The sequence below is a fragment of the Escherichia sp. UTM R2 genome (assembly GCF_048593455.1).
Classification (GTDB): domain Bacteria; phylum Pseudomonadota; class Gammaproteobacteria; order Enterobacterales; family Enterobacteriaceae; genus Escherichia; species Escherichia coli.
This window is the reverse complement of the sequence record NZ_JBFWDY010000002.1, coordinates 3233522-3253283: the sequence shown is the minus strand read 5'-3', so window position 1 is coordinate 3253283 and position 19762 is coordinate 3233522. Positions and strand designations below refer to the sequence as shown.

The following is a 19762-nucleotide window of genomic DNA, read 5'->3' as shown; positions in this document are numbered from 1 at the left end:
CTCCGCATGTTGCCCGGGCAATTCTAGAGTAGCGGGATCAGATGGCAATCGCTTATTGGCAAAATGACAATTTTGTCATTTTCCTGTCACCGGAAAATCAGAGCCTGGCGAGTAAAGTTGGCGGTATAAAATCACCAGAAATTATGAGCCTATGTCTCCTTGTAAACTTCTGCCATTTTGTGTGGCCCTTGCGCTAACCGGTTGTTCACTGGCACCGGATTATCAGCGTCCGGCAATGCCCGTGCCGCAGCAGTTCTCACTCAGCCAGAACGGCCTGGTTAACGCAGCAGATAACTATCAGAACGCGGGCTGGCGCACCTTTTTTGTTGATAATCAGGTGAAGACGCTGATTAGCGAGGCGCTGGTGAATAATCGGGATTTGCGCATGGCGACGCTGAAAGTGCAGGAGGCACGGGCGCAATATCGTCTGACCGATGCCGACCGCTACCCACAGCTCAATGGCGAGGGCAGCGGCAGCTGGAGCGGTAATCTTAAAGGGAATACCGCCACGACACGGGAGTTTTCGACCGGCCTTAACGCCAGCTTTGATCTCGATTTTTTCGGTCGCTTAAAGAACATGAGCGAAGCCGAGCGCCAAAATTATTTAGCCACTGAGGAAGCCCAGCGCGCGGTGCATATTTTGCTGGTTTCTAATGTCGCGCAAAGTTATTTCAATCAGCAGCTAGCGTATGCGCAATTGCAAATAGCCGAAGAAACGCTGCGTAATTATCAGCAGTCATATGCGTTTGTCGAAAAACAACTGTTGACAGGTAGCAGTAATGTTCTGGCGCTGGAACAGGCTCGCGGGGTGATTGAAAGTACCCGCAGCGACATCGCTAAACGTCAGGGGGAACTGGCGCAGGCGAATAATGCATTGCAACTGTTATTGGGAAGCTACGGCAAGCTGCCGCAAGCGCAGACAGTAAACAGCGACAGCCTGCAAAGCGTTAAATTACCGGCGGGATTGTCGTCGCAAATCTTATTGCAGCGCCCGGATATTATGGAAGCTGAACACGCGTTAATGGCGGCTAATGCCAATATTGGCGCTGCACGCGCGGCATTTTTCCCGTCTATCAGCCTGACCAGCGGAATATCAACCGCCAGCAGCGATCTGTCGTCATTATTTAACGCCAGCAGCGGGATGTGGAATTTTATTCCTAAAATTGATATCCCCATTTTTAATGCCGGACGCAACCAGGCCAATCTGGATATCGCCGAAATTCGCCAGCAGCAGTCGGTGGTGAATTATGAACAGAAAATCCAGAACGCCTTTAAAGAAGTGGCAGATGCGCTGGCATTACGTCAAAGCCTGAACGATCAAATTAGCGCCCAGCAGCGTTATCTGGCATCGCTGCAAATTACTTTGCAACGGGCGCGGGCATTATATCAGCACGGCGCAGTAAGTTATCTGGAAGTGCTGGATGCCGAGCGTTCTTTATTTGCAACCCGACAAACTTTACTCGACCTGAATTATGCCCGTCAGGTTAACGAAATTTCTTTGTATACCGCACTTGGTGGCGGTTGACAGCAATATACTCGTCATACTTCAAGTTGCATGTGCTGCGTCTGCGTTCGCTCACCCCAGTCACTTACTTATGTAAGCTCCTGGGGATTCACTCGCTTGTCGCCTTCCTGCAACTCGAATTATTTAGAGTATGACTTTTAACTCCAGGAGAGAATAAATGAAAAAAGCACTGCAAGTCGCAATGTTCAGTCTGTTTACCGTTATTGGCTTTAATGCCCAGGCTAACGAACATCATCATGAAACCATGAGCGAAGCACAACCACAGGTTATTAGCGCCACTGGCGTGGTAAAGGGTATTGATCTGGAAAGCAAAAAAATCACCATCCATCACGATCCGATTGCTGCCGTGAACTGGCCGGAGATGACCATGCGCTTTACCATCACCCCGCAGACGAAAATGAGTGAAATTAAAACCGGCGACAAAGTGGCGTTTAATTTTGTCCAGCAGGGCAACCTTTCTTTATTACAGGATATTAAAGTCAGCCAGTAACCCAGGTTTAATGAGATGAAAAAAATCGCGCTTATTATCGGCAGCATGATCGCGGGCGGTATTATTTCTGCGGCAGGTTTTACCTGGGTTGCAAAGGCGGAACCGCCTGCAGAAAAAACGTCGACCGCAGAACGTAAAATCTTATTCTGGTATGACCCAATGTATCCCAATACGCGGTTCGATAAACCAGGTAAATCGCCGTTTATGGATATGGATCTGGTGCCGAAATATGCCGATGAAGAGAGTTCTGCGTCTGGTGTGCGCATTGACCCGACTCAGACGCAGAATCTGGGGGTGAAAACGGCTACCGTCACGCGCGGACCGCTGACTTTTGCCCAGAGTTTCCCGGCGAATGTCAGTTACAACGAGTATCAGTATGCCATTGTGCAGGCTCGCGCTGCCGGGTTTATCGACAAGGTGTATCCGCTTACCGTGGGCGATAAAGTACAAAAGGGCACACCGCTTCTCGACCTGACCATTCCTGACTGGGTGGAAGCGCAGAGTGAGTATTTACTGCTGCGCGAAACCGGCGGTACGGCGACCCAGACTGAAGGCATTCTTGAGCGGCTGCGACTGGCGGGAATGCCGGAGGCGGATATTCGCCGCCTGATCGCCACGCAAAAAATCCAGACTCGCTTTACGCTCAAAGCGCCCATTGATGGCGTGATCACCGCGTTTGATCTGCGCGCGGGAATGAATATCGCCAAAGATAACGTGGTAGCGAAAATTCAGGGTATGGACCCGGTGTGGGTCACTGCTGCGATCCCGGAGTCTATCGCCTGGCTGGTGAAAGATGCCTCGCAGTTTACCCTCACCGTTCCGGCGCGACCGGATAAAACACTCACCATCCGCAAATGGACGCTGCTACCTGGCGTGGATGCCGCGACCCGCACGCTGCAGCTGCGTCTGGAAGTCGACAACGCCGACGAGGCGCTAAAACCGGGCATGAACGCCTGGTTGCAACTCAACACCGCCAGCGAACCGATGCTGCTCATTCCGTCACAAGCGCTGATTGATACCGGCAGCGAACAGCGGGTGATTACCGTTGATGCCGACGGGCGCTTTGTACCGAAACGCGTTGCTGTTTTCCAGGCATCGCAAGGCGTCACCGCATTACGCTCTGGTCTGGCGGAAGGTGAAAAGGTGGTTTCCAGCGGCCTGTTCCTGATTGATTCCGAAGCCAATATTTCTGGCGCACTGGAGCGGATGCGCTCTGAAAGTGCTACCCATGCGCATTGAGGGAATAACCAATGATTGAATGGATTATTCGTCGCTCGGTGGCGAACCGTTTTTTGGTGCTGATGGGCGCGTTGTTTCTGAGCATCTGGGGCACCTGGACCATCATTAATACGCCAGTGGATGCGCTGCCGGATCTCTCCGATGTGCAGGTTATTATTAAAACCAGCTATCCCGGTCAGGCACCACAAATCGTTGAAAATCAGGTGACTTATCCGCTAACCACCACCATGTTGTCGGTGCCTGGCGCGAAGACTGTGCGCGGTTTCTCACAGTTTGGCGACTCTTATGTGTATGTCATTTTCGAAGATGGCACCGATCCGTACTGGGCGCGTTCGCGGGTGCTGGAGTACCTCAACCAGGTACAGGGTAAGCTGCCTGCGGGAGTCAGCGCCGAGCTGGGGCCAGATGCCACGGGTGTTGGCTGGATCTATGAATATGCACTGGTGGATCGCAGCGGTAAGCACGATCTGGCCGATTTACGCTCATTACAGGACTGGTTTCTCAAATATGAGCTGAAAACCATCCCTGACGTTGCGGAAGTGGCGTCGGTGGGCGGTGTGGTGAAAGAGTATCAGGTGGTTATCGATCCCCAGCGCCTGGCGCAGTATGGCATCAGTCTCGCCGAAGTAAAAAGCGCGCTGGATGCTTCAAACCAGGAAGCGGGCGGTTCGTCGATCGAACTGGCGGAAGCGGAATATATGGTGCGCTCCAGCGGCTATCTGCAAACGCTCGACGACTTTAATCACATCGTTTTAAAAGCCAGTGAAAATGGCGTGCCCGTTTATCTGCGCGATGTTGCGAAGGTCCAGATTGGCCCGGAGATGCGCCGGGGCATTGCCGAACTAAACGGCGAAGGCGAAGTGGCGGGCGGGGTGGTGATCCTGCGATCCGGCAAAAACGCCCGAGAAGTGATCGCCGCCGTGAAGGACAAACTGGAAACGCTGAAAAGTAGTCTGCCGGAAGGCGTGGAGATAGTTACAACATACGATCGCAGCCAGCTCATTGACCGCGCCATCGACAACCTCAGCGGCAAGTTGCTGGAAGAGTTTATTGTGGTGGCGGTAGTCTGTGCGCTGTTTCTCTGGCATGTGCGCTCGGCGCTGGTGGCGATTATTTCGTTGCCGCTGGGGTTGTGTATTGCTTTTATTGTCATGCACTTCCAGGGACTGAATGCCAATATTATGTCGTTGGGTGGCATTGCGATTGCCGTCGGGGCGATGGTCGATGCTGCTATCGTCATGATCGAGAATGCGCATAAACGGCTGGAAGAGTGGCAGCACCAGCATCCTGACGCCACGCTGGATAATAAAACGCGCTGGCAGGTGATCACCGATGCGTCTGTTGAAGTGGGGCCGGCGCTATTTATCAGTCTGCTGATTATCACGTTGTCGTTTATCCCGATCTTCACCCTGGAAGGGCAGGAAGGGCGTCTGTTTGGCCCGTTGGCGTTCACCAAAACGTATGCGATGGCGGGTGCGGCGCTGCTGGCGATCGTAGTGATCCCGATCCTGATGGGCTACTGGATCCGTGGCAAAATTCCGCCGGAAAGCAGTAACCCGCTCAATCGCTTTTTGATTCGTGTTTATCATCCGCTGTTGCTGAAAGTACTGCACTGGCCGAAAACCACGCTGCTGGTGGCGGCGCTTTCGGTGCTGACGGTTCTCTGGCCGCTCAATAAAGTTGGCGGGGAATTTTTACCGCAGATCAATGAAGGCGACTTGTTGTATATGCCATCGACGCTGCCGGGGATTTCCGCAGCAGAGGCGGCGAGTATGCTGCAAAAAACCGACAAGCTAATTATGAGCGTACCTGAAGTGGCGCGGGTATTTGGCAAAACCGGGAAAGCGGAAACCGCCACCGATTCTGCTCCGCTGGAGATGGTAGAAACGACCATCCAGCTTAAGCCGCAGGAGCAGTGGCGGCCAGGCATGACGATGGACAAAATCATTGAGGAACTGGATAACACCGTGCGGCTGCCGGGGCTGGCGAATCTGTGGGTGCCGCCAATTCGTAACCGTATCGATATGCTCTCAACCGGCATTAAAAGCCCCATCGGCATTAAAGTTTCCGGCACTGTGCTGGCGGATATCGACGCGATGGCTGAGCAAATTGAAGAAGTAGCGCGAACGGTGCCAGGCGTAGCTTCTGCGCTTGCCGAGCGGCTGGAAGGTGGGCGCTATATCAACGTTGAGATTAACCGTGAAAAAGCCGCACGTTACGGTATGACGGTGGCGGATGTGCAGTTGTTTGTGACTTCTGCGGTGGGCGGGGCGATGGTTGGCGAAACGGTGGAAGGGATTGCCCGTTATCCAATTAATCTGCGTTATCCGCAAAGCTGGCGCGATAGTCCGCAGGCACTGCGCCAGCTGCCGATCCTGACGCCGATGAAGCAGCAAATCACCCTGGCAGACGTGGCCGACATTAAAGTCTCTACCGGACCGTCGATGCTGAAAACCGAGAATGCGCGCCCGACGAGCTGGATTTATATCGATGCCCGCGATCGTGACATGGTGTCGGTGGTTCACGATTTGCAAAAAGCGATAGCTGAAAAAGTGCAGTTAAAACCGGGCACCAGCGTGGCATTCTCCGGGCAGTTCGAGCTACTGGAGCGCGCCAACCATAAGCTTAAACTCATGGTGCCGATGACGTTGATGATTATCTTCGTGCTGTTGTATCTGGCGTTCCGTCGGGTGGGCGAAGCGTTGCTGATTATCAGCAGCGTACCGTTTGCGCTGGTGGGCGGCATCTGGTTGCTGTGGTGGATGGGCTTTCATCTTTCCGTGGCGACGGGCACTGGCTTTATCGCCCTCGCCGGGGTCGCCGCCGAATTTGGCGTGGTGATGCTGATGTATTTACGTCACGCCATAGAGGCCGTGCCGTCGTTGAATAATCCACAAACATTCAGCGAGCAGAAGCTGGATGAGGCGTTATATCACGGCGCGGTCCTGCGCGTGCGCCCGAAAGCGATGACGGTGGCGGTGATTATCGCCGGTCTGCTGCCGATTCTGTGGGGAACGGGGGCTGGTTCAGAGGTGATGAGCCGGATTGCCGCGCCGATGATTGGCGGCATGATCACCGCACCTTTGCTGTCGCTGTTTATTATCCCGGCGGCGTATAAGCTGATGTGGCTGCACCGACATCGGGTACGGAAATAAAAGCAGGATACCCCGTTTAACCGTGTGGATTGTGTCTTGCGACGATGGGCACTAAATGTTAAAAGGTGCCCCTCAACAAAAAAGACACACAGGGGAAAGGCGTGAAAAACGCGTCAACCGTATCGGAAGATACTGCGTCGAATCAAGAGCCGACGCTTCATCGCGGATTACATAACCGTCATATTCAACTGATTGCGTTGGGTGGCGCAATTGGTACTGGTCTGTTTCTTGGCATTGGCCCGGCGATTCAGATGGCGGGTCCGGCTGTATTGCTGGGCTACGGCGTCGCCGGGATCATCGCTTTCCTGATTATGCGCCAGCTTGGCGAAATGGTGGTTGAGGAGCCGGTATCCGGTTCATTTGCCCACTTTGCCTATAAATACTGGGGACCGTTTGCGGGCTTCCTCTCTGGCTGGAACTACTGGGTAATGTTCGTGCTGGTGGGAATGGCAGAGCTGACCGCTGCGGGCATCTATATGCAGTACTGGTTCCCGGATGTTCCAACGTGGATTTGGGCTGCCGCCTTCTTTATTATCATCAACGCCGTTAACCTGGTGAACGTGCGCTTATATGGCGAAACCGAGTTCTGGTTTGCGCTGATTAAAGTGCTGGCGATCATCGGTATGATCGGCTTTGGCCTGTGGCTGCTGTTTTCTGGTCACGGCGGCGAGAAAGCCAGTATCGACAACCTCTGGCGCTACGGTGGTTTCTTCGCCACCGGCTGGAATGGGCTGATTTTGTCGCTGGCGGTAATTATGTTCTCCTTCGGCGGTCTGGAGCTGATTGGGATTACTGCCGCTGAAGCGCGCGATCCGGAAAAAAGCATTCCAAAAGCGGTAAATCAGGTGGTGTATCGCATCCTGCTGTTTTACATCGGTTCACTGGTGGTTTTACTGGCGCTCTATCCGTGGGTGGAAGTGAAATCCAACAGTAGCCCGTTTGTGATGATTTTCCATAATCTCGACAGCAACGTGGTAGCTTCTGCGCTGAACTTCGTCATTCTGGTAGCATCGCTGTCAGTGTATAACAGCGGGGTTTACTCTAACAGCCGCATGCTGTTTGGCCTTTCTGTGCAGGGTAATGCGCCGAAGTTTTTGACTCGCGTCAGCCGTCGCGGTGTGCCGATTAACTCGCTGATGCTTTCCGGAGCGATCACTTCGCTGGTGGTGTTAATCAACTATCTGCTGCCGCAAAAAGCGTTTGGTCTGCTGATGGCGCTGGTGGTAGCAACGCTGCTGTTGAACTGGATTATGATCTGTCTGGCGCATCTGCGTTTTCGTGCAGCGATGCGACGTCAGGGGCGTGAAACACAGTTTAAGGCGCTGCTTTATCCGTTCGGCAACTATCTTTGCATCGCCTTCCTCGGCATGATTTTGCTGCTGATGTGCACGATGGATGATATGCGCTTGTCAGCGATCCTGCTGCCGGTGTGGATTGTATTCCTGTTTGTGGCATTTAAAACGCTGCGTCGGAAATAAGGCATTCACGCTACATCCGACAAAACGATGTCCGCTCTCATCCATTCGATGAGAGCGGTTTTTTTAATTACTGCTTAAATGCACCCGCCAGAGAGCGAATATCATTGCCGGTTGGCGACTGATGAAGTCGCAGACCAAACTCTTCGACAATCGCAAATATGTGATCGAATATATCAGCCTGAATGCTTTCATATTCCAGCCACACCACGGTGTTGGTAAACGCATAGATCTCGAGCGGTAAACCATTATCACCTGGAGCCAGTTGGCGTACCATTAAAGTCATATCTTTACGAATCCGCGGATGGTTACGCAGATATTCGTTCAGATAGGCACGAAAGGTTCCAATATTGGTCATTCGGCGCAGGTTTAATACCGACTCCGTAGAACCTTGCTGGCGATTCCACTCATTAATTTCCTGATGGCGGCTGGTTAAATAAGGCTTTAACAAATGCGCTTTATTCAGACGTTGCATTTCGTCTTCATCAAGAAAACGAATACTGGTGACATCAATACTGATACTGCGCTTAATACGTCGCCCGCCAGATGCTGACATCCCGCTCCAGTTTTTAAAGGAGTCAGAAACCAGAGACCAGGTGGGAATAGTGGTAATGGTATTGTCCCAGTTACGCACTTTGACGGTGGTTAACCCAATATCGATCACCGCGCCATCCGCGCCGTATTTCGGCATCTCCAGCCAGTCGCCCAGTTTCAGCATATCGTTCGCGGAAAGCTGAATACCTGCCACCAGACCAAGAATCGGATCTTTAAATACCAACATCAGCACGGCAGCCATTGCACCAAGACCGCTGATCAGAATCGCTGGCGACTGACCAATCAGCAGCGAGATCATCAAAATGCCGACCAGAATCGCGCCGATCAGTTTAATCCCCTGAAATATCCCTTTCAGCGGTAACTGAGATGCTGCCGGGAATTTCTGCGCCAGATTCAAAATAACATCCAGCAACGAGAAGACTGAAAGCAGCGCATACATCATGATCCACAACTGCGCGCAGGTAGTCAGAATATCTGCCGCTTCGGTGCCTTTTTGCAGCCAGAATACCGCCTGAATATTGACGATAATCCCCTGCAGGGTAAAAGCTAAACGGTGGAAGAGTTTATTCTGGGTAATGATTTGCAACCAAAGCCGTGAACTGGCGATGGCACGTTTTTCGAAGGTCCGCAGTACCACCCAATGCAAAATAATATGCACCACGACGGCGGTCAGAAAAATAATACCGAAAATCATCACCATCGAGGTGGTGTGATCGATCTCAATACCCGCTAAATCTTCAACCTGGGATATTAAATCCTGCATAACGTCTCCTTTATACAACAGCAGCCTATGATGACGGCTGAAACAGGGTTATGCAAATCAGGAGAATCTGAGGGGAAATAGCCGGGCAGATGCCCGGCAAGAGAGAATTACACTTCGGTTAAGGTGATGTTTTGCGGCAGACGTGATTTCGGCAGCGTAGCGTTAAAATCTTCAACGCTGTGATGACCTACCGGAACAACCACCAGACTGGTGTAGCCTTTCTCTTTCAGACCAAATTCTGCATCGAGGATGGCGGCGTCAAAACCTTCGATGGGTACCGCGTCCAGACCCAGCGCCGCCACGCCGAGCAGGAAGTTACCGACGTTGAGATAAACCTGTTTTGCCATCCACTCTGCATCATCATGCAGATCTTTACGGTGCATATCAGCGAAGAACTTGCGACCTTTATCGTTCGCGGCTTTCGCTTCCGGCGTGGCAAAGCGGCCATCAGCATCTTCCTGGTCAACAACCAGCTTCAGCCAGGCATCGTCCATCGCGGTTTTTGCACAGAACACCACGACGAGCGAGGCATCAAGTATTTTACGTTCGTTGAACACATAATTACCGGCAGCGGATTTGGCAACACGCGCTTTACCTTCTTCCGTGCTGGCAACAATAAAATGCCACGGCTGGGAGTTGGTGCTGGATGGGCTGTATTGCAGGAGAGTTTTGATCTGCTCGGCCTGTTCCGGGGTAAGTTTTTTGCTGGCATCAAATGCCTTAGTGGAATGACGCTTTAAGGCGACAGAAATGATATCCATAAAGACTCCATGTGAAAGTAATTTTGCGTGCCAGCAGATTACAAGGTTCAACGAGAAATGGTAAGCGAGAAAAATGCGCTATAGATTTCCGCTTTAGCCTGGACGCACTCTTTTTTGATCGCGTTTAGCCAGACCATCAACCACCAGATTCCACGAATCGTTGATCAGATCGCGAAGTAACGCTTCGGAGATTTCTTCGCCGGGATACACCGAAATCCAGTGCTTTTTATTCATGTGATACCCTGGCTTGATGCTTGGGAATATTTGCTGATTTAGCAGGGATTTTTGTGGATCGGACTTCAGATTGATAAAGGGGACGCCGCGCAGCTCCGACGACAACATAAAAATCTTGCCGCCAATTTTAAAAACATCGAACTCCGGGCCAAAAGGCCAGCAAAGCTCGACAAAGGGTAACTCAAGGGCCAGGCGTTTCGCCGTTTCGTGCAGTGATTGCTTATCCATAAACGTTCCTTTAGGCGAAGGAGAATAAGCAAAGTATGCCGCGAAGTACGGCGATAATCGACGTTTAATCCGCCAGCGAGAACCAGCGTCGCCAGAAAAAGCGCAGAACAAAATACTCAATAGCGCCCAGCACTAAAAACCACAGACAAAACAATAAAGTGTAAAGCTGACTAAGATCCATCAGATGGAATGTGGTCACCAGTTTTTGTGCCAGCGTCAGCCCCAGTGCGGGGGCGGGCAGCAGCAGACAAGAGAGGAAAGCCATCAGCAAAATGCCTGCTGCGGTGGTCAAGGTTTCTAAAGGGTGTTTCATAACATTGTTAAATGTAAGTTAAAACACCATTGTCAGGGATATTCTTCTGTAAGGCAATTCCCGGCTTAGTCACCGGCCCAGATCTCACAATGCTTTTTCACCAGCCCAATCAGCGAGCCGCCATCGGCGACGAAATCGCGCATCAGCTGCGCTTCATTCAGACCGCTGACGACCTGGCGATGCAGTGCTTCAATTGCGCTCGATGCGCCAATTTTATGTGCGGAAGGGGCGATTTTTTCCAGCAATCGCAAGGTATCTTCCGTTAGCGGTCGACGATCACCAGTGTGCGGATCGGTAATGACGCCTTCCAGCCCATAGCGACAGGCCTGGAAACGGTTGAATTTATACAGCAGGTAATCTTTCTCCTGATGTTTGAACGGGCGTTCCGTCAGTAACCAGTGGGCGGTGGCCTGAATTAATCCCGCCATATTTACCGCGTGGCTAAGGGTTAACGGGGTATCCATCACCCGAACCTCCACCGTGCCAAAATGAGGACTGGGGCGAATATCCCAGTGCAGATCTTTAATGCTGTCGATCATCGTGGTGTAACTCAAACAGCGAAATAGGGCTTCAAATTGTTGCCAGTTACTGACCCACGGCATCGGGCCATTATCAGGAAAGGCGGAAAAAATATTCGGTCGTGAGGAGGCAAAACGCGTATCCGTTCCCTGCATATATGGCGACGCGGCGGAAAGGGCGATAAAGTGCGGCACAAATCGTGACAAGCCGTGCAGCAAATAAATGGCGTCATCGCCACTGGCGCAGCCAACATGGACATGCTGACCAAAAACGGTCGCCTGCTGAATGAGATAACCAAAGTTTTCCAGCGTGCGTTGATAACGTTCGTTATCGCATACCTCCTGACGCTGCCATTTCTGAAACGGGTGCGTGCCACCGCCGCAAATTTCCAGATGATGGTCTGTGGCTGCCTGCAATACGACTTTCTGCATCGCTGAAAACTGCCCGGCAGCCTGGTTGATATCACGGCAAACATCCGTCGCCAGCTCCAGCATACTTTCGGTGATATCGTGCTTTACCTCTCCGGCCGTGATCTTATTTTTAACCGCGTCAATCAGCATTGAAGAGTCCTGGCTTAAGTCATAGCCCGGCGGATTAACCACCTGCATTTCCAGTTCAATACCGAGGGTAAAAGGTTCAGAAACATGAAAATCGGGTAATGGCATAGGTTTCTCTTATGTTGGCGTTTTCTATTCAGTATAGAAGTCGGAGCGGCTGGGCGAGATGCGGAAGTTCTGGAATGTTTCTTTTTTTTGGTGATGGTGAACTGATGGTGCCTGAAGCAATTTGGCTACTTTTGCAATGTGACAAGTTATGGCAGTGCTGACTGGTGGCGAAGAATTTTGACGATTGAGTCATGCAGAAAAAAACGGGTTCAGCTTCAGTTGTACTGCACCCATTTTGTTGGACGATGAAATGGAATAGCCCCTAATATGTCAAAGCCAAAATACCCTTTTGAAAAGCGCCTTGAAGTCGTGAATCACTACTTCACAACTGATGATGGTTACAGGATCATCTCGGCACGTTTTGGTGTCCCCCGAACCCAGGTCAGGACATGGGTTGCCCTCTATGAAAAACATGGAGAAAAAGGTTTAATTCCCAAACCTAAAGGCGTTAGTGCTGATCCAGAGTTGCGTATTAAGGTCGTGAAAGCTGTGATCGAGCAGCACATGTCCCTTAATCAGGCTGCTGCTCACTTTATGCTTGCTGGTAGTGGTTCTGTAGCCAGGTGGCTGAAGGTCTATGAAGAGCGCGGAGAAGCTGGTTTACGCGCGCTCAAGATTGGCACCAAAAGAAACATTGCAATATCAGTTGATCCAGAAAAAGCGGCATCAGCATTGGAGCTGTCAAAAGACCGACGCATTGAGGATCTTGAAAGGCAAGTTCGATTTCTTGAAACGCGGCTTATGTATCTAAAAAAGCTGAAAGCCTTAGCTCATCCCACGAAAAAGTGAAAGTACTCAACGAGCTAAGGCAGTTTTATCCTCTTGATGAGCTTCTCAGGGCTGCGGAGATACCGCGCAGTACGTTTTATTATCATCTAAAGGCTCTCAGCAAGCCTGACAAGTATGCGGACGTTAAAAAGCGTATTAGTGAGATTTATCACGAGAATAGAGGCCGATACGGATACCGTAGGGTAACGCTGTCTCTTCATCGAGAAGGGAAACAGATTAACCATAAAGCTGTTCAGCGCCTGATGGGAACCCTCTCACTTAAAGCAGCGATTAAGGTCAAGCGATACCGCTCTTACAGAGGAGATGTAGGGCAAACCGCCCCTAATGTTCTCCAAAGAGATTTCAAGGCTACGCGGCCAAACGAGAAGTGGGTTACCGATGTTACTGAATTTGCAGTCAATGGGCGCAAGCTGTATTTGTCTCCAGTAATAGATCTCTTCAACAACGAAGTTATTTCTTACAGCCTTTCGGAAAGACCAGTGATGAACATGGTTGAGAATATGCTCGATCAGGCATTCAAAAAGCTTAATCCTCACGAGCATCCTGTTCTGCACTCTGACCAGGGATGGCAGTATCGTATGAGAAGATATCAAAATATCCTTAAAGAACATGGTATTAAACAAAGCATGTCCAGAAAAGGCAATTGTCTGGATAATGCTGTGGTGGAGTGTTTCTTTGGAACCTTAAAGTCGGAGTGTTTTTATCTTGATGAGTTCAGTAATATAAGCGAACTGAAGGATGCTGTTACGGAATATATTGAATACTACAACAGCAGAAGAATTAGCCTGAAATTAAAAGGTCTGACTCCAATTGAATATCGGAATCAGACCTATATGCCTCGTGTTTAACTGTCCAACTTTTTGGGGTCAGTACACCCTGGGGCTGCCACTCCAAACCCGAACAATTTGGATGGTAGTCCCTTCTTCGCATGGAGGCAATATAAACATGCTGACGAAATATGCCCTTGCGGCAGTCATAGTGCTGTGTTTAACGGTGCTGGGATTTACGCTTCTGGTCGGAGACTCGCTGTGTGAGTTTACGGTGAAGGAACGTAATATTGAGTTTAAGGCTGTTCTCGCTTACGAACCGAAGAAGTAGCCGTTGTGCGGGGAGTAATCCCATAAGCGCTAACTTAAGGGTTGTGGTATTACGCCTGATATGATTTAACGTGCCGATGAATTACTCTCACGATAACTGGTCAGCAATTCTGGCCCATATTGGTAAGCCCGAAGAACTGGATACTTCGGCACGTAATGCCGGGGCTCTAACCCGCCGCCGCGAAATTCGTGATGCTGCAACTCTGCTACGTCTGGGGCTGGCTTACGGCCCCGGGGGGATGTCATTACGTGAAGTCACTGCATGGGCTCAGCTCCATGACGTTGCAACATTATCTGACGTGGCTCTCCTGAAGCGGCTGCGGAATGCCGCCGACTGGTTTGGCATACTTGCCGCACAAACACTTGCTGTACGCGCCGCAGTTACGGGTTGTACAAGCGGAAAGAGATTGCGTCTTGTCGATGGAACAGCAATCAGTGCGCCCGGGGGCGGCAGCGCTGAATGGCGACTACATATGGGATATGATCCTCATACCTGTCAGTTCACTGATTTTGAGCTAACCGACAGCAGAGACGCTGAACGGCTGGACCGATTTGCGCAAACGGCAGACGAGATACGCATTGCTGACCGGGGATTCGGTTCGCGTCCCGAATGTATCCGCTCACTTGCTTTTGGAGAAGCTGATTATATCGTCCGGGTTCACTGGCGAGGATTGCGCTGGTTAACTGCAGAAGGAATGCGCTTTGACATGATGGGTTTTCTGCGCGGGCTGGATTGCGGTAAGAACGGTGAAACCACTGTAATGATAGGCAATTCAGGTAATAAAAAAGCCGGAGCTCCCTTTCCGGCACGTCTCATTGCCGTATCACTTCCTCCCGAAAAAGCATTAATCAGTAAAACCCGACTGCTCAGCGAGAATCGTCGAAAAGGACGAGTAGTTCAGGCGGAAACGCTGGAAGCAGCGGGCCATGTGCTATTGCTAACATCATTACCGGAAGATGAATATTCAGCAGAGCAAGTGGCTGATTGTTACCGTCTGCGATGGCAAATTGAACTGGCTTTTAAGCGGCTCAAAAGTTTGCTGCACCTGGATGCTTTGCGTGCAAAGGAACCTGAACTCGCGAAAGCGTGGATATTTGCTAATCTACTCGCCGCATTTTTAATTGACGACATAATCCAGCCATCGCTGGATTTCCCCCCCAGAAGTGCCGGATCCGAAAAGAAGAACTAACTCGTTGTGGAGAATAACAAAAATGGTCATCTGGAGCTTATAGGTGGCCATTCGTGGGACAGTATCCCTGACAGCCTACAAAACGCAATTGAAGAACGCGAGGCATCGTCTTAACGAGGCACCGAGGCGTCGCATTCTTCAGATGGTTCAACCCTTAAGTTAGCGCTTATGGGAGCAATCCCCGCATATCCGGTTGTCAGGTCAGGATGGTAAGGCACCTGCTTTACACTTTCGCCCGTGGTCAGTGATGGCTGCGGGCGAATCGTACCAGATGTTGTCAATTAATCGTGTTGGCACAGCGTTATGACTATCTTTTCTTTTATCTGCCAGTGCACAGCAAACATCTCATTCTCACGATGAATGATGACCTGCTGTTTATTCCAGCTAATTATCTGATAGTCCAGAAAACCTGCATCAGTTTGGATCTCACTTGCCTTAAATGCGCTCTCTTTGGCGGAAAATGCCAGTGTCAGCGCCAGAGAAAAGGCTAAACCGCAGTCTGCGAGTCGCTCGTGTTCTGCTGGTGTAATAATGTTGTCTGTCAATTCGGTCGCTGTTTGCGCAGAAAAAATTTCTTCGATATCAACGCCAATCGGTTGACGGGAAACCACGGCCAATGCCGTAGCCCCGCAGTGGCTAATACTGCCGTATACCTCCGCAGGCCACACCGGTTGGCGTAGCTCGCCGATTGCGGGCACACATTTATAGCCATATTCCCGCAAAGCATAAACAGCAGCGATCCGTCCGGCTAAATGCTCTGTTTTACGTTTACGTCCAGCGTGTTGCAGTTGTGCGTAGTGCGGCAGCCAGAGTAAATCCTGCTCACAAAAATTCGCCGGATCGAACTCAACAAAATGCAGCGTATGTCCGGCAAAGGGGAGGGAGGTATGCGTAGTTTTCATATCGACCATATTCGAGACTGATGACAAACGCAAAACTGCCTGATGCGCTACGCTTATCAGGCCTACATGGTCCTGCAATATATTGAATTGGCAAGATTTTTGTAGGCCGGATAAGGCGTTCACGCCGCATCCGGCATGAACGACGCGCACTTTGTCAACAATCTGACGTTAGCATCAGAAGTGAGTGTTTACGCTCATATACCACGTACGTCCCGGCTCGTTATAGGTATACGCCCCGGCACCGGCGATATAGTTGGCCCCTGCCAAATCGCCCGTGGTCTGGGCATTACCCGCACGCCACAAACGTTTGTCGAACAGATTGTCCACGCCGCCGGTCAGACTGACATTCTTCGTCACATCCCAGGTCGCGCTCAGGCCAACAATGCTGTAAGGACTAATTTCTTTGGTTTCCGGTCCAACCGCTGGCTGACCTTTATAGTTGTACTTCTTCGGCTGCTGCTTGCCGTACCAGGTGAAGGTCGTTTGCATCGACAAATCTTCCCGTGCCTGCCAGCTCAGCGTTGAGTTCAACGTATACTCCGGGATGATCGACAAACGGTCGCCCGTGGTTTTGTTTTCACTCTTCAGCATATAAGTGATGTTATTGGTCCACATCACCGTTTCGCTAACCGGTACGTTTAACGATCCTTCCAGACCTTCAACCACCGCTTTCGGCACGTTATCCCACTGATAGAGATCGGTGCCGACTGCGTTTTGCCCTACAGCCACATAGCCCGCTTCAATCTTATTGCGATAATCGTTACGGAACCAGGTGACGCCCGCCAGCCAGCCGTCGCGTTTGAACTCCAGACCAATCTCTTTGTTGATGCTGGTTTCTGCTTTCAGGTCATCGTTACCTTGCAGATAGCAGCCGCCCGCGCTGGCATAGCAACCCTGACCTTTACTGTAGAGAATGTAGTTCGGGTTAGTCTGGTACAGGCTCGGCGCTTTATAAGCACGGGCGATGCCCATTTTCAGCGTGAAGTCATCGCCTAAACCTTGCGATATGTTCAGCGCCGGGCTCCAGTTATTGCCGACAATACTGTGATGATCGAAACGCAGCCCCGGCGTTACGATGGTGCTGTCAGTCAGCTCCATGTTGTTTTCGGCAAACAGCGAGAAAATTTCTGCTTTTGAATACGGGCTACGGTCGGTGGCACTCACGCCATCAATAGCGCCACCGGTATTCGTTCCGGTCAGTGCCTGGGTGTTGGAACTTAAGTCCTTCATCCGTTGCTGATTCCACTCCGTACCCAGCGTCAGCGTCTGGTTAACGAGGAAATCAATCGGCAGGTTAACTTCGCTATGCAGCATCACGTCATCAAGATCGATATCGACGAAATCCTGTGTCGCTTTTTCGTTAAATTTCCCTTCGGTACCGCCCGCCAGACCTTCCGGAATACGCGAGTTACGGGTGTGTTCGTACTGCACCCAGTTGCTGGTGGTCACGCCGTTATCCCAGCCACCGTTCCAGGTCAGCGCGTAGTTCTGGCGATACAGACGGTTGGTTTCATCGCCATATTTCGAGCGGGTATAGGAATCGGAGTTGGTATTCTGGGTGTCGCCCGCATACAGGTTACCCTGGCGGCTGTAACCTGCTTCCAGTTCCAGCGATTGCAATGGCGCGAAATCCCAGCGCACCACGCCATTAATATCTTTGTTGATTACCCCTTCGCGCCCGGCTGGTAACGTCGTGGCATACGTTCCGGCACGCGCGGACTGATGGCCCTGGTTGATATCCCACGCGTCAGCCTGGGTTTTGTCGAGGTTGCCATACAAACGGAAGCTGAATTCGTCGCCCAGCGGACCGGTCAGGCTAAAGTTAGTGCGTTTGGTGGCACCTTCCTCTTTATGTTCTGGCGCATTGAAATATGCGTCCCAGGAGCCGTGCCACTCGCCGCTGCCTTTTTTGGTAATGATGTTAACCACGCCGCCCGCCGCGCCGTTGCCATAACGCGCAGCTGCCGGACCACGCAGAACTTCAATACGTTCAATCATTTCAGGTGGCACCCAGGAAGTATCACCACGGGTATCGCGCTCGCCACGCCAGCCCTGACGCACCGAGTTACGGCTGCTTACCGGCTTGCCGTCAATCAAAATCAGCGTGTTTTCCGGACCCATACCGCGAATATCAATCTGTCGGTTATTCCCACGCTGACCACTGGTGGAGTTACCGGTCAGGTTAACGCCTGGCATGGTACGGATGATCTCCGACACATCGCGGGCAACCGGGTTTTTGCGGATTTCATCTGCGGTGATGGTCGAAACGCCAGGCGCCTGTAAGTTCTGCTCGGCGGCGGTAACGACAATAGTATCGTCATGTGAAACAGGAGTATCGGTCGGCTCTTGTGCCTGCGCTACCCCATAAATCCCCAGATTGACCAACAAGGCCAGGGAATGAATCTTCTTGTTCATTGTTTTATTCCTGCATTTTTGCCACGAATTGCAACTGTCGGGCATGGTCGTCATCAACACGACGCATCCCGCTACCGCGAAAACCTTTGATCCTGAAAGACACGCAGTGCAGTTGGTTAATTAATGTCCGCGCTTCCCACGGCGCGCCATTACGCTATTGCAAATGCAAATAGTTATCAATAATATTATCAATATATTTCTGCAATCAATGAAAAATTGCACAGTAAACATGGGGTTATGGTGTGACGGCGTTAAAAGTAGGAAGTGAGAGCTGGTGGCAGTCGAAACATGGCCCGGAATGGCAGCGTCTGAATGACGAAATGTTTGAGGTCACTTTCTGGTGGCGTGATCCCCAAGGTTCTGAAGAATACTCGACGATAAAGCGCGTATGGGTCTACATCACTGGTGTGACCGATCACCATCAGAACAGCCAGCCCCAGTCGATGCAGCGAATTGCAGGCACTAACGTCTGGCAGTGGAAGACACAACTCAATGCCAACTGGCGCGGCAGCTACTGCTTTATTCCCACCGAACGCGATGACATTTTTTCTGTACCATCCCCCGATCGCCTCGAATTGCGCGAAGGCTGGCGAAAACTATTACCCCAGGCGATAGCCGATCCGCTGAACCTACAAAGCTGGAAAGGCGGGCGAGGGCACGCTGTTTCTGCACTCGAAATGCCGCAAGCGCCTCTGCAACCGGGATGGGATTGTCCGCAAGCGCCAGAAATACCTGCCAAAGAAATTATCTGGAAAAGTGAACGGTTGAAAAAGTCACGGCGTGTATGGATTTTTACCACCGGCGATGCAACAGCAGAAGAACGCCCGCTGGCAGTTTTGCTCGATGGCGAATTTTGGGCGCAAAGTATGCCCGTCTGGCCAGTGCTGACTTCGCTGACCCATCGTCAGCAACTTCCTCCCGCCGTGTATGTGTTGATCGACGCTATCGACACCACGCACCGCGCCCACGAACTGCCGTGTAATGCGGATTTCTGGCTCGCAGTACAGCAAGAGTTATTACCCCTGGTGAAAGCTATTGCCCCTTTTAGCGATCGTGCCGATCGCACCGTGGTTGCCGGGCAGAGTTTTGGTGGGCTTTCCGCGCTGTATGCCGGACTGCACTGGCCTGAACGCTTTGGCTGTGTATTAAGCCAGTCAGGATCGTACTGGTGGCCGCATCGGGGCGGGCAGCAAGAGGGCGTGTTACTTGAAAAGCTAAAAGCTGGTGAAGTTAGCGCCGAAGGTCTGCGCATTGTGCTGGAAGCGGGTATTCGCGAGCCGATGATCATGCGGGCCAATCAGGCGCTGTATGCGCAATTACACCCCATAAAAGAATCCATTTTCTGGCGTCAGGTTGACGGCGGACATGATGCGCTTTGTTGGCGCGGTGGCTTGATGCAGGGGCTAATCGACCTCTGGCAACCACTTTTCCATGACAGGAGTTGAAT

Annotated in this window: 16 protein-coding genes; 9 read left to right on the top strand and 7 right to left on the bottom strand. The window is 51.4% G+C overall.

Annotation, left to right across the window (positions count from 1 at the left end; translation table 11 throughout):
- Positions 1-151: 151 nt before the first annotated feature.
- The 5 genes from cusC to pheP all read left to right on the top strand — a co-directional run bounded on the left by cusC (position 152) and on the right by pheP (position 7887).
- Positions 152-1525, top strand: a complete 1374-nt coding sequence (gene cusC, locus AB4H76_RS16600; RefSeq protein ID WP_000074231.1) for a Cu(+)/Ag(+) efflux RND transporter outer membrane channel CusC — start codon at positions 152-154, stop codon at positions 1523-1525.
- A gap of 157 nt (positions 1526-1682) precedes the next feature.
- Positions 1683-2015: a Cu(+)/Ag(+) efflux RND transporter periplasmic metallochaperone CusF gene (cusF, locus tag AB4H76_RS16595; RefSeq protein ID WP_000709870.1), complete on the top strand. Its 333-nt coding sequence runs from the start codon at positions 1683-1685 to the stop codon at positions 2013-2015.
- A gap of 15 nt (positions 2016-2030) precedes the next feature.
- Positions 2031-3254: a Cu(+)/Ag(+) efflux RND transporter periplasmic adaptor subunit CusB gene (cusB, locus tag AB4H76_RS16590; protein ID WP_000717157.1), complete on the top strand. Its 1224-nt coding sequence runs from the start codon at positions 2031-2033 to the stop codon at positions 3252-3254.
- 11 nt (positions 3255-3265) lie between these two features.
- Complete coding sequence (gene cusA, locus AB4H76_RS16585; RefSeq protein WP_085452621.1) at positions 3266-6409, top strand: Cu(+)/Ag(+) efflux RND transporter permease subunit CusA; 3144 nt, start codon at positions 3266-3268, stop codon at positions 6407-6409.
- Between the two features lie 101 nt (positions 6410-6510).
- Complete coding sequence (pheP, locus tag AB4H76_RS16580; protein WP_000786320.1) at positions 6511-7887, top strand: phenylalanine transporter; 1377 nt, start codon at positions 6511-6513, stop codon at positions 7885-7887.
- A 67-nt stretch (positions 7888-7954) separates the two neighbouring features.
- Here the strand turns inward: pheP and ybdG are convergent, their stop codons facing one another.
- The 5 genes from ybdG to AB4H76_RS16555 all read right to left on the bottom strand — a co-directional run bounded on the left by ybdG (position 7955) and on the right by AB4H76_RS16555 (position 11922).
- Positions 7955-9202, bottom strand: coding sequence for a mechanosensitive ion channel YbdG (ybdG, locus tag AB4H76_RS16575; RefSeq protein ID WP_001153148.1), 1248 nt, complete (start codon positions 9200-9202; stop codon positions 7955-7957).
- 107 nt (positions 9203-9309) lie between these two features.
- Positions 9310-9963 (bottom strand): oxygen-insensitive NAD(P)H nitroreductase, encoded by a 654-nt coding sequence (nfsB, locus tag AB4H76_RS16570; protein WP_000351475.1) that lies wholly within the window; start codon positions 9961-9963, stop codon positions 9310-9312.
- A gap of 93 nt (positions 9964-10056) precedes the next feature.
- A complete protein-coding gene (locus AB4H76_RS16565) occupies positions 10057-10425 on the bottom strand; it encodes an MmcQ/YjbR family DNA-binding protein (RefSeq protein WP_077492015.1) in 369 nt (122 codons plus the stop codon).
- A 64-nt stretch (positions 10426-10489) separates the two neighbouring features.
- Complete coding sequence (locus AB4H76_RS16560) at positions 10490-10738, bottom strand: DUF1158 domain-containing protein (RefSeq protein ID WP_077492017.1); 249 nt, start codon at positions 10736-10738, stop codon at positions 10490-10492.
- Positions 10739-10803: 65 nt separating this feature from the next.
- Entirely contained in the window at positions 10804-11922 is a 1119-nt protein-coding gene (locus AB4H76_RS16555) for a YbdK family carboxylate-amine ligase (protein ID WP_001130654.1), read from the bottom strand.
- Between the two features lie 267 nt (positions 11923-12189).
- On the opposite strand from AB4H76_RS16555, the gene AB4H76_RS16550 reads away from it, so the two are divergent.
- The 3 genes from AB4H76_RS16550 (at position 12190) to AB4H76_RS16540 (ending at position 14998) form a co-directional block, all read left to right on the top strand.
- Positions 12190-13559, top strand: a protein-coding gene (locus tag AB4H76_RS16550; RefSeq protein WP_088538165.1) for an IS3-like element IS150 family transposase whose coding sequence is annotated in 2 segments (ribosomal slippage) — positions 12190-12670 and positions 12670-13559 — 1371 coding nt in all. Because the reading frame shifts where the segments join, the coding sequence is not laid out codon by codon here.
- 97 nt (positions 13560-13656) lie between these two features.
- Entirely contained in the window at positions 13657-13809 is a 153-nt protein-coding gene (hokE, locus tag AB4H76_RS16545) for a type I toxin-antitoxin system toxin HokE (RefSeq protein ID WP_000956455.1), read from the top strand.
- 76 nt (positions 13810-13885) lie between these two features.
- Positions 13886-14998 (top strand): IS4-like element IS421 family transposase, encoded by a 1113-nt coding sequence (locus AB4H76_RS16540; protein WP_001300563.1) that lies wholly within the window; start codon positions 13886-13888, stop codon positions 14996-14998.
- Positions 14999-15279: 281 nt separating this feature from the next.
- Here the strand turns inward: AB4H76_RS16540 and entD are convergent, their stop codons facing one another.
- Positions 15280-15900: an enterobactin synthase subunit EntD gene (gene entD / locus AB4H76_RS16535; RefSeq protein ID WP_001506608.1), complete on the bottom strand. Its 621-nt coding sequence runs from the start codon at positions 15898-15900 to the stop codon at positions 15280-15282.
- A 174-nt stretch (positions 15901-16074) separates the two neighbouring features.
- Positions 16075-18315 (bottom strand): siderophore enterobactin receptor FepA, encoded by a 2241-nt coding sequence (gene fepA, locus AB4H76_RS16530; RefSeq protein ID WP_001034911.1) that lies wholly within the window; start codon positions 18313-18315, stop codon positions 16075-16077.
- Positions 18316-18557: 242 nt separating this feature from the next.
- Between fepA and fes the strand changes: the two genes are divergently transcribed.
- The gene (gene fes, locus AB4H76_RS16525; RefSeq protein ID WP_000125832.1) at positions 18558-19760 is read left to right on the top strand and encodes an enterochelin esterase; all 1203 of its coding nucleotides are present in this window, start codon (positions 18558-18560) and stop codon (positions 19758-19760) included.
- Positions 19761-19762: the final 2 nt, after the last annotated feature.

Coding starts and splice junctions, on each gene's coding strand:
- cusF (WP_000709870.1), top strand. CDS start 1,683: ATGAAAAAAGCACTGCAAGTCGCAATGTTCAGTCTGTTTACCGTTATT.
- entD (WP_001506608.1), bottom strand. CDS start 15,900: ATGAAAACTACGCATACCTCCCTCCCCTTTGCCGGACATACGCTGCAT.
- cusC (WP_000074231.1), top strand. CDS start 152: ATGTCTCCTTGTAAACTTCTGCCATTTTGTGTGGCCCTTGCGCTAACC.
- hokE (WP_000956455.1), top strand. CDS start 13,657: ATGCTGACGAAATATGCCCTTGCGGCAGTCATAGTGCTGTGTTTAACG.
- cusB (WP_000717157.1), top strand. CDS start 2,031: ATGAAAAAAATCGCGCTTATTATCGGCAGCATGATCGCGGGCGGTATT.
- nfsB (WP_000351475.1), bottom strand. CDS start 9,963: ATGGATATCATTTCTGTCGCCTTAAAGCGTCATTCCACTAAGGCATTT.
- AB4H76_RS16560 (WP_077492017.1), bottom strand. CDS start 10,738: ATGAAACACCCTTTAGAAACCTTGACCACCGCAGCAGGCATTTTGCTG.
- fepA (WP_001034911.1), bottom strand. CDS start 18,315: ATGAACAAGAAGATTCATTCCCTGGCCTTGTTGGTCAATCTGGGGATT.
- AB4H76_RS16555 (WP_001130654.1), bottom strand. CDS start 11,922: ATGCCATTACCCGATTTTCATGTTTCTGAACCTTTTACCCTCGGTATT.
- cusA (WP_085452621.1), top strand. CDS start 3,266: ATGATTGAATGGATTATTCGTCGCTCGGTGGCGAACCGTTTTTTGGTG.
- AB4H76_RS16540 (WP_001300563.1), top strand. CDS start 13,886: ATGAATTACTCTCACGATAACTGGTCAGCAATTCTGGCCCATATTGGT.
- ybdG (WP_001153148.1), bottom strand. CDS start 9,202: ATGCAGGATTTAATATCCCAGGTTGAAGATTTAGCGGGTATTGAGATC.
- AB4H76_RS16565 (WP_077492015.1), bottom strand. CDS start 10,425: ATGGATAAGCAATCACTGCACGAAACGGCGAAACGCCTGGCCCTTGAG.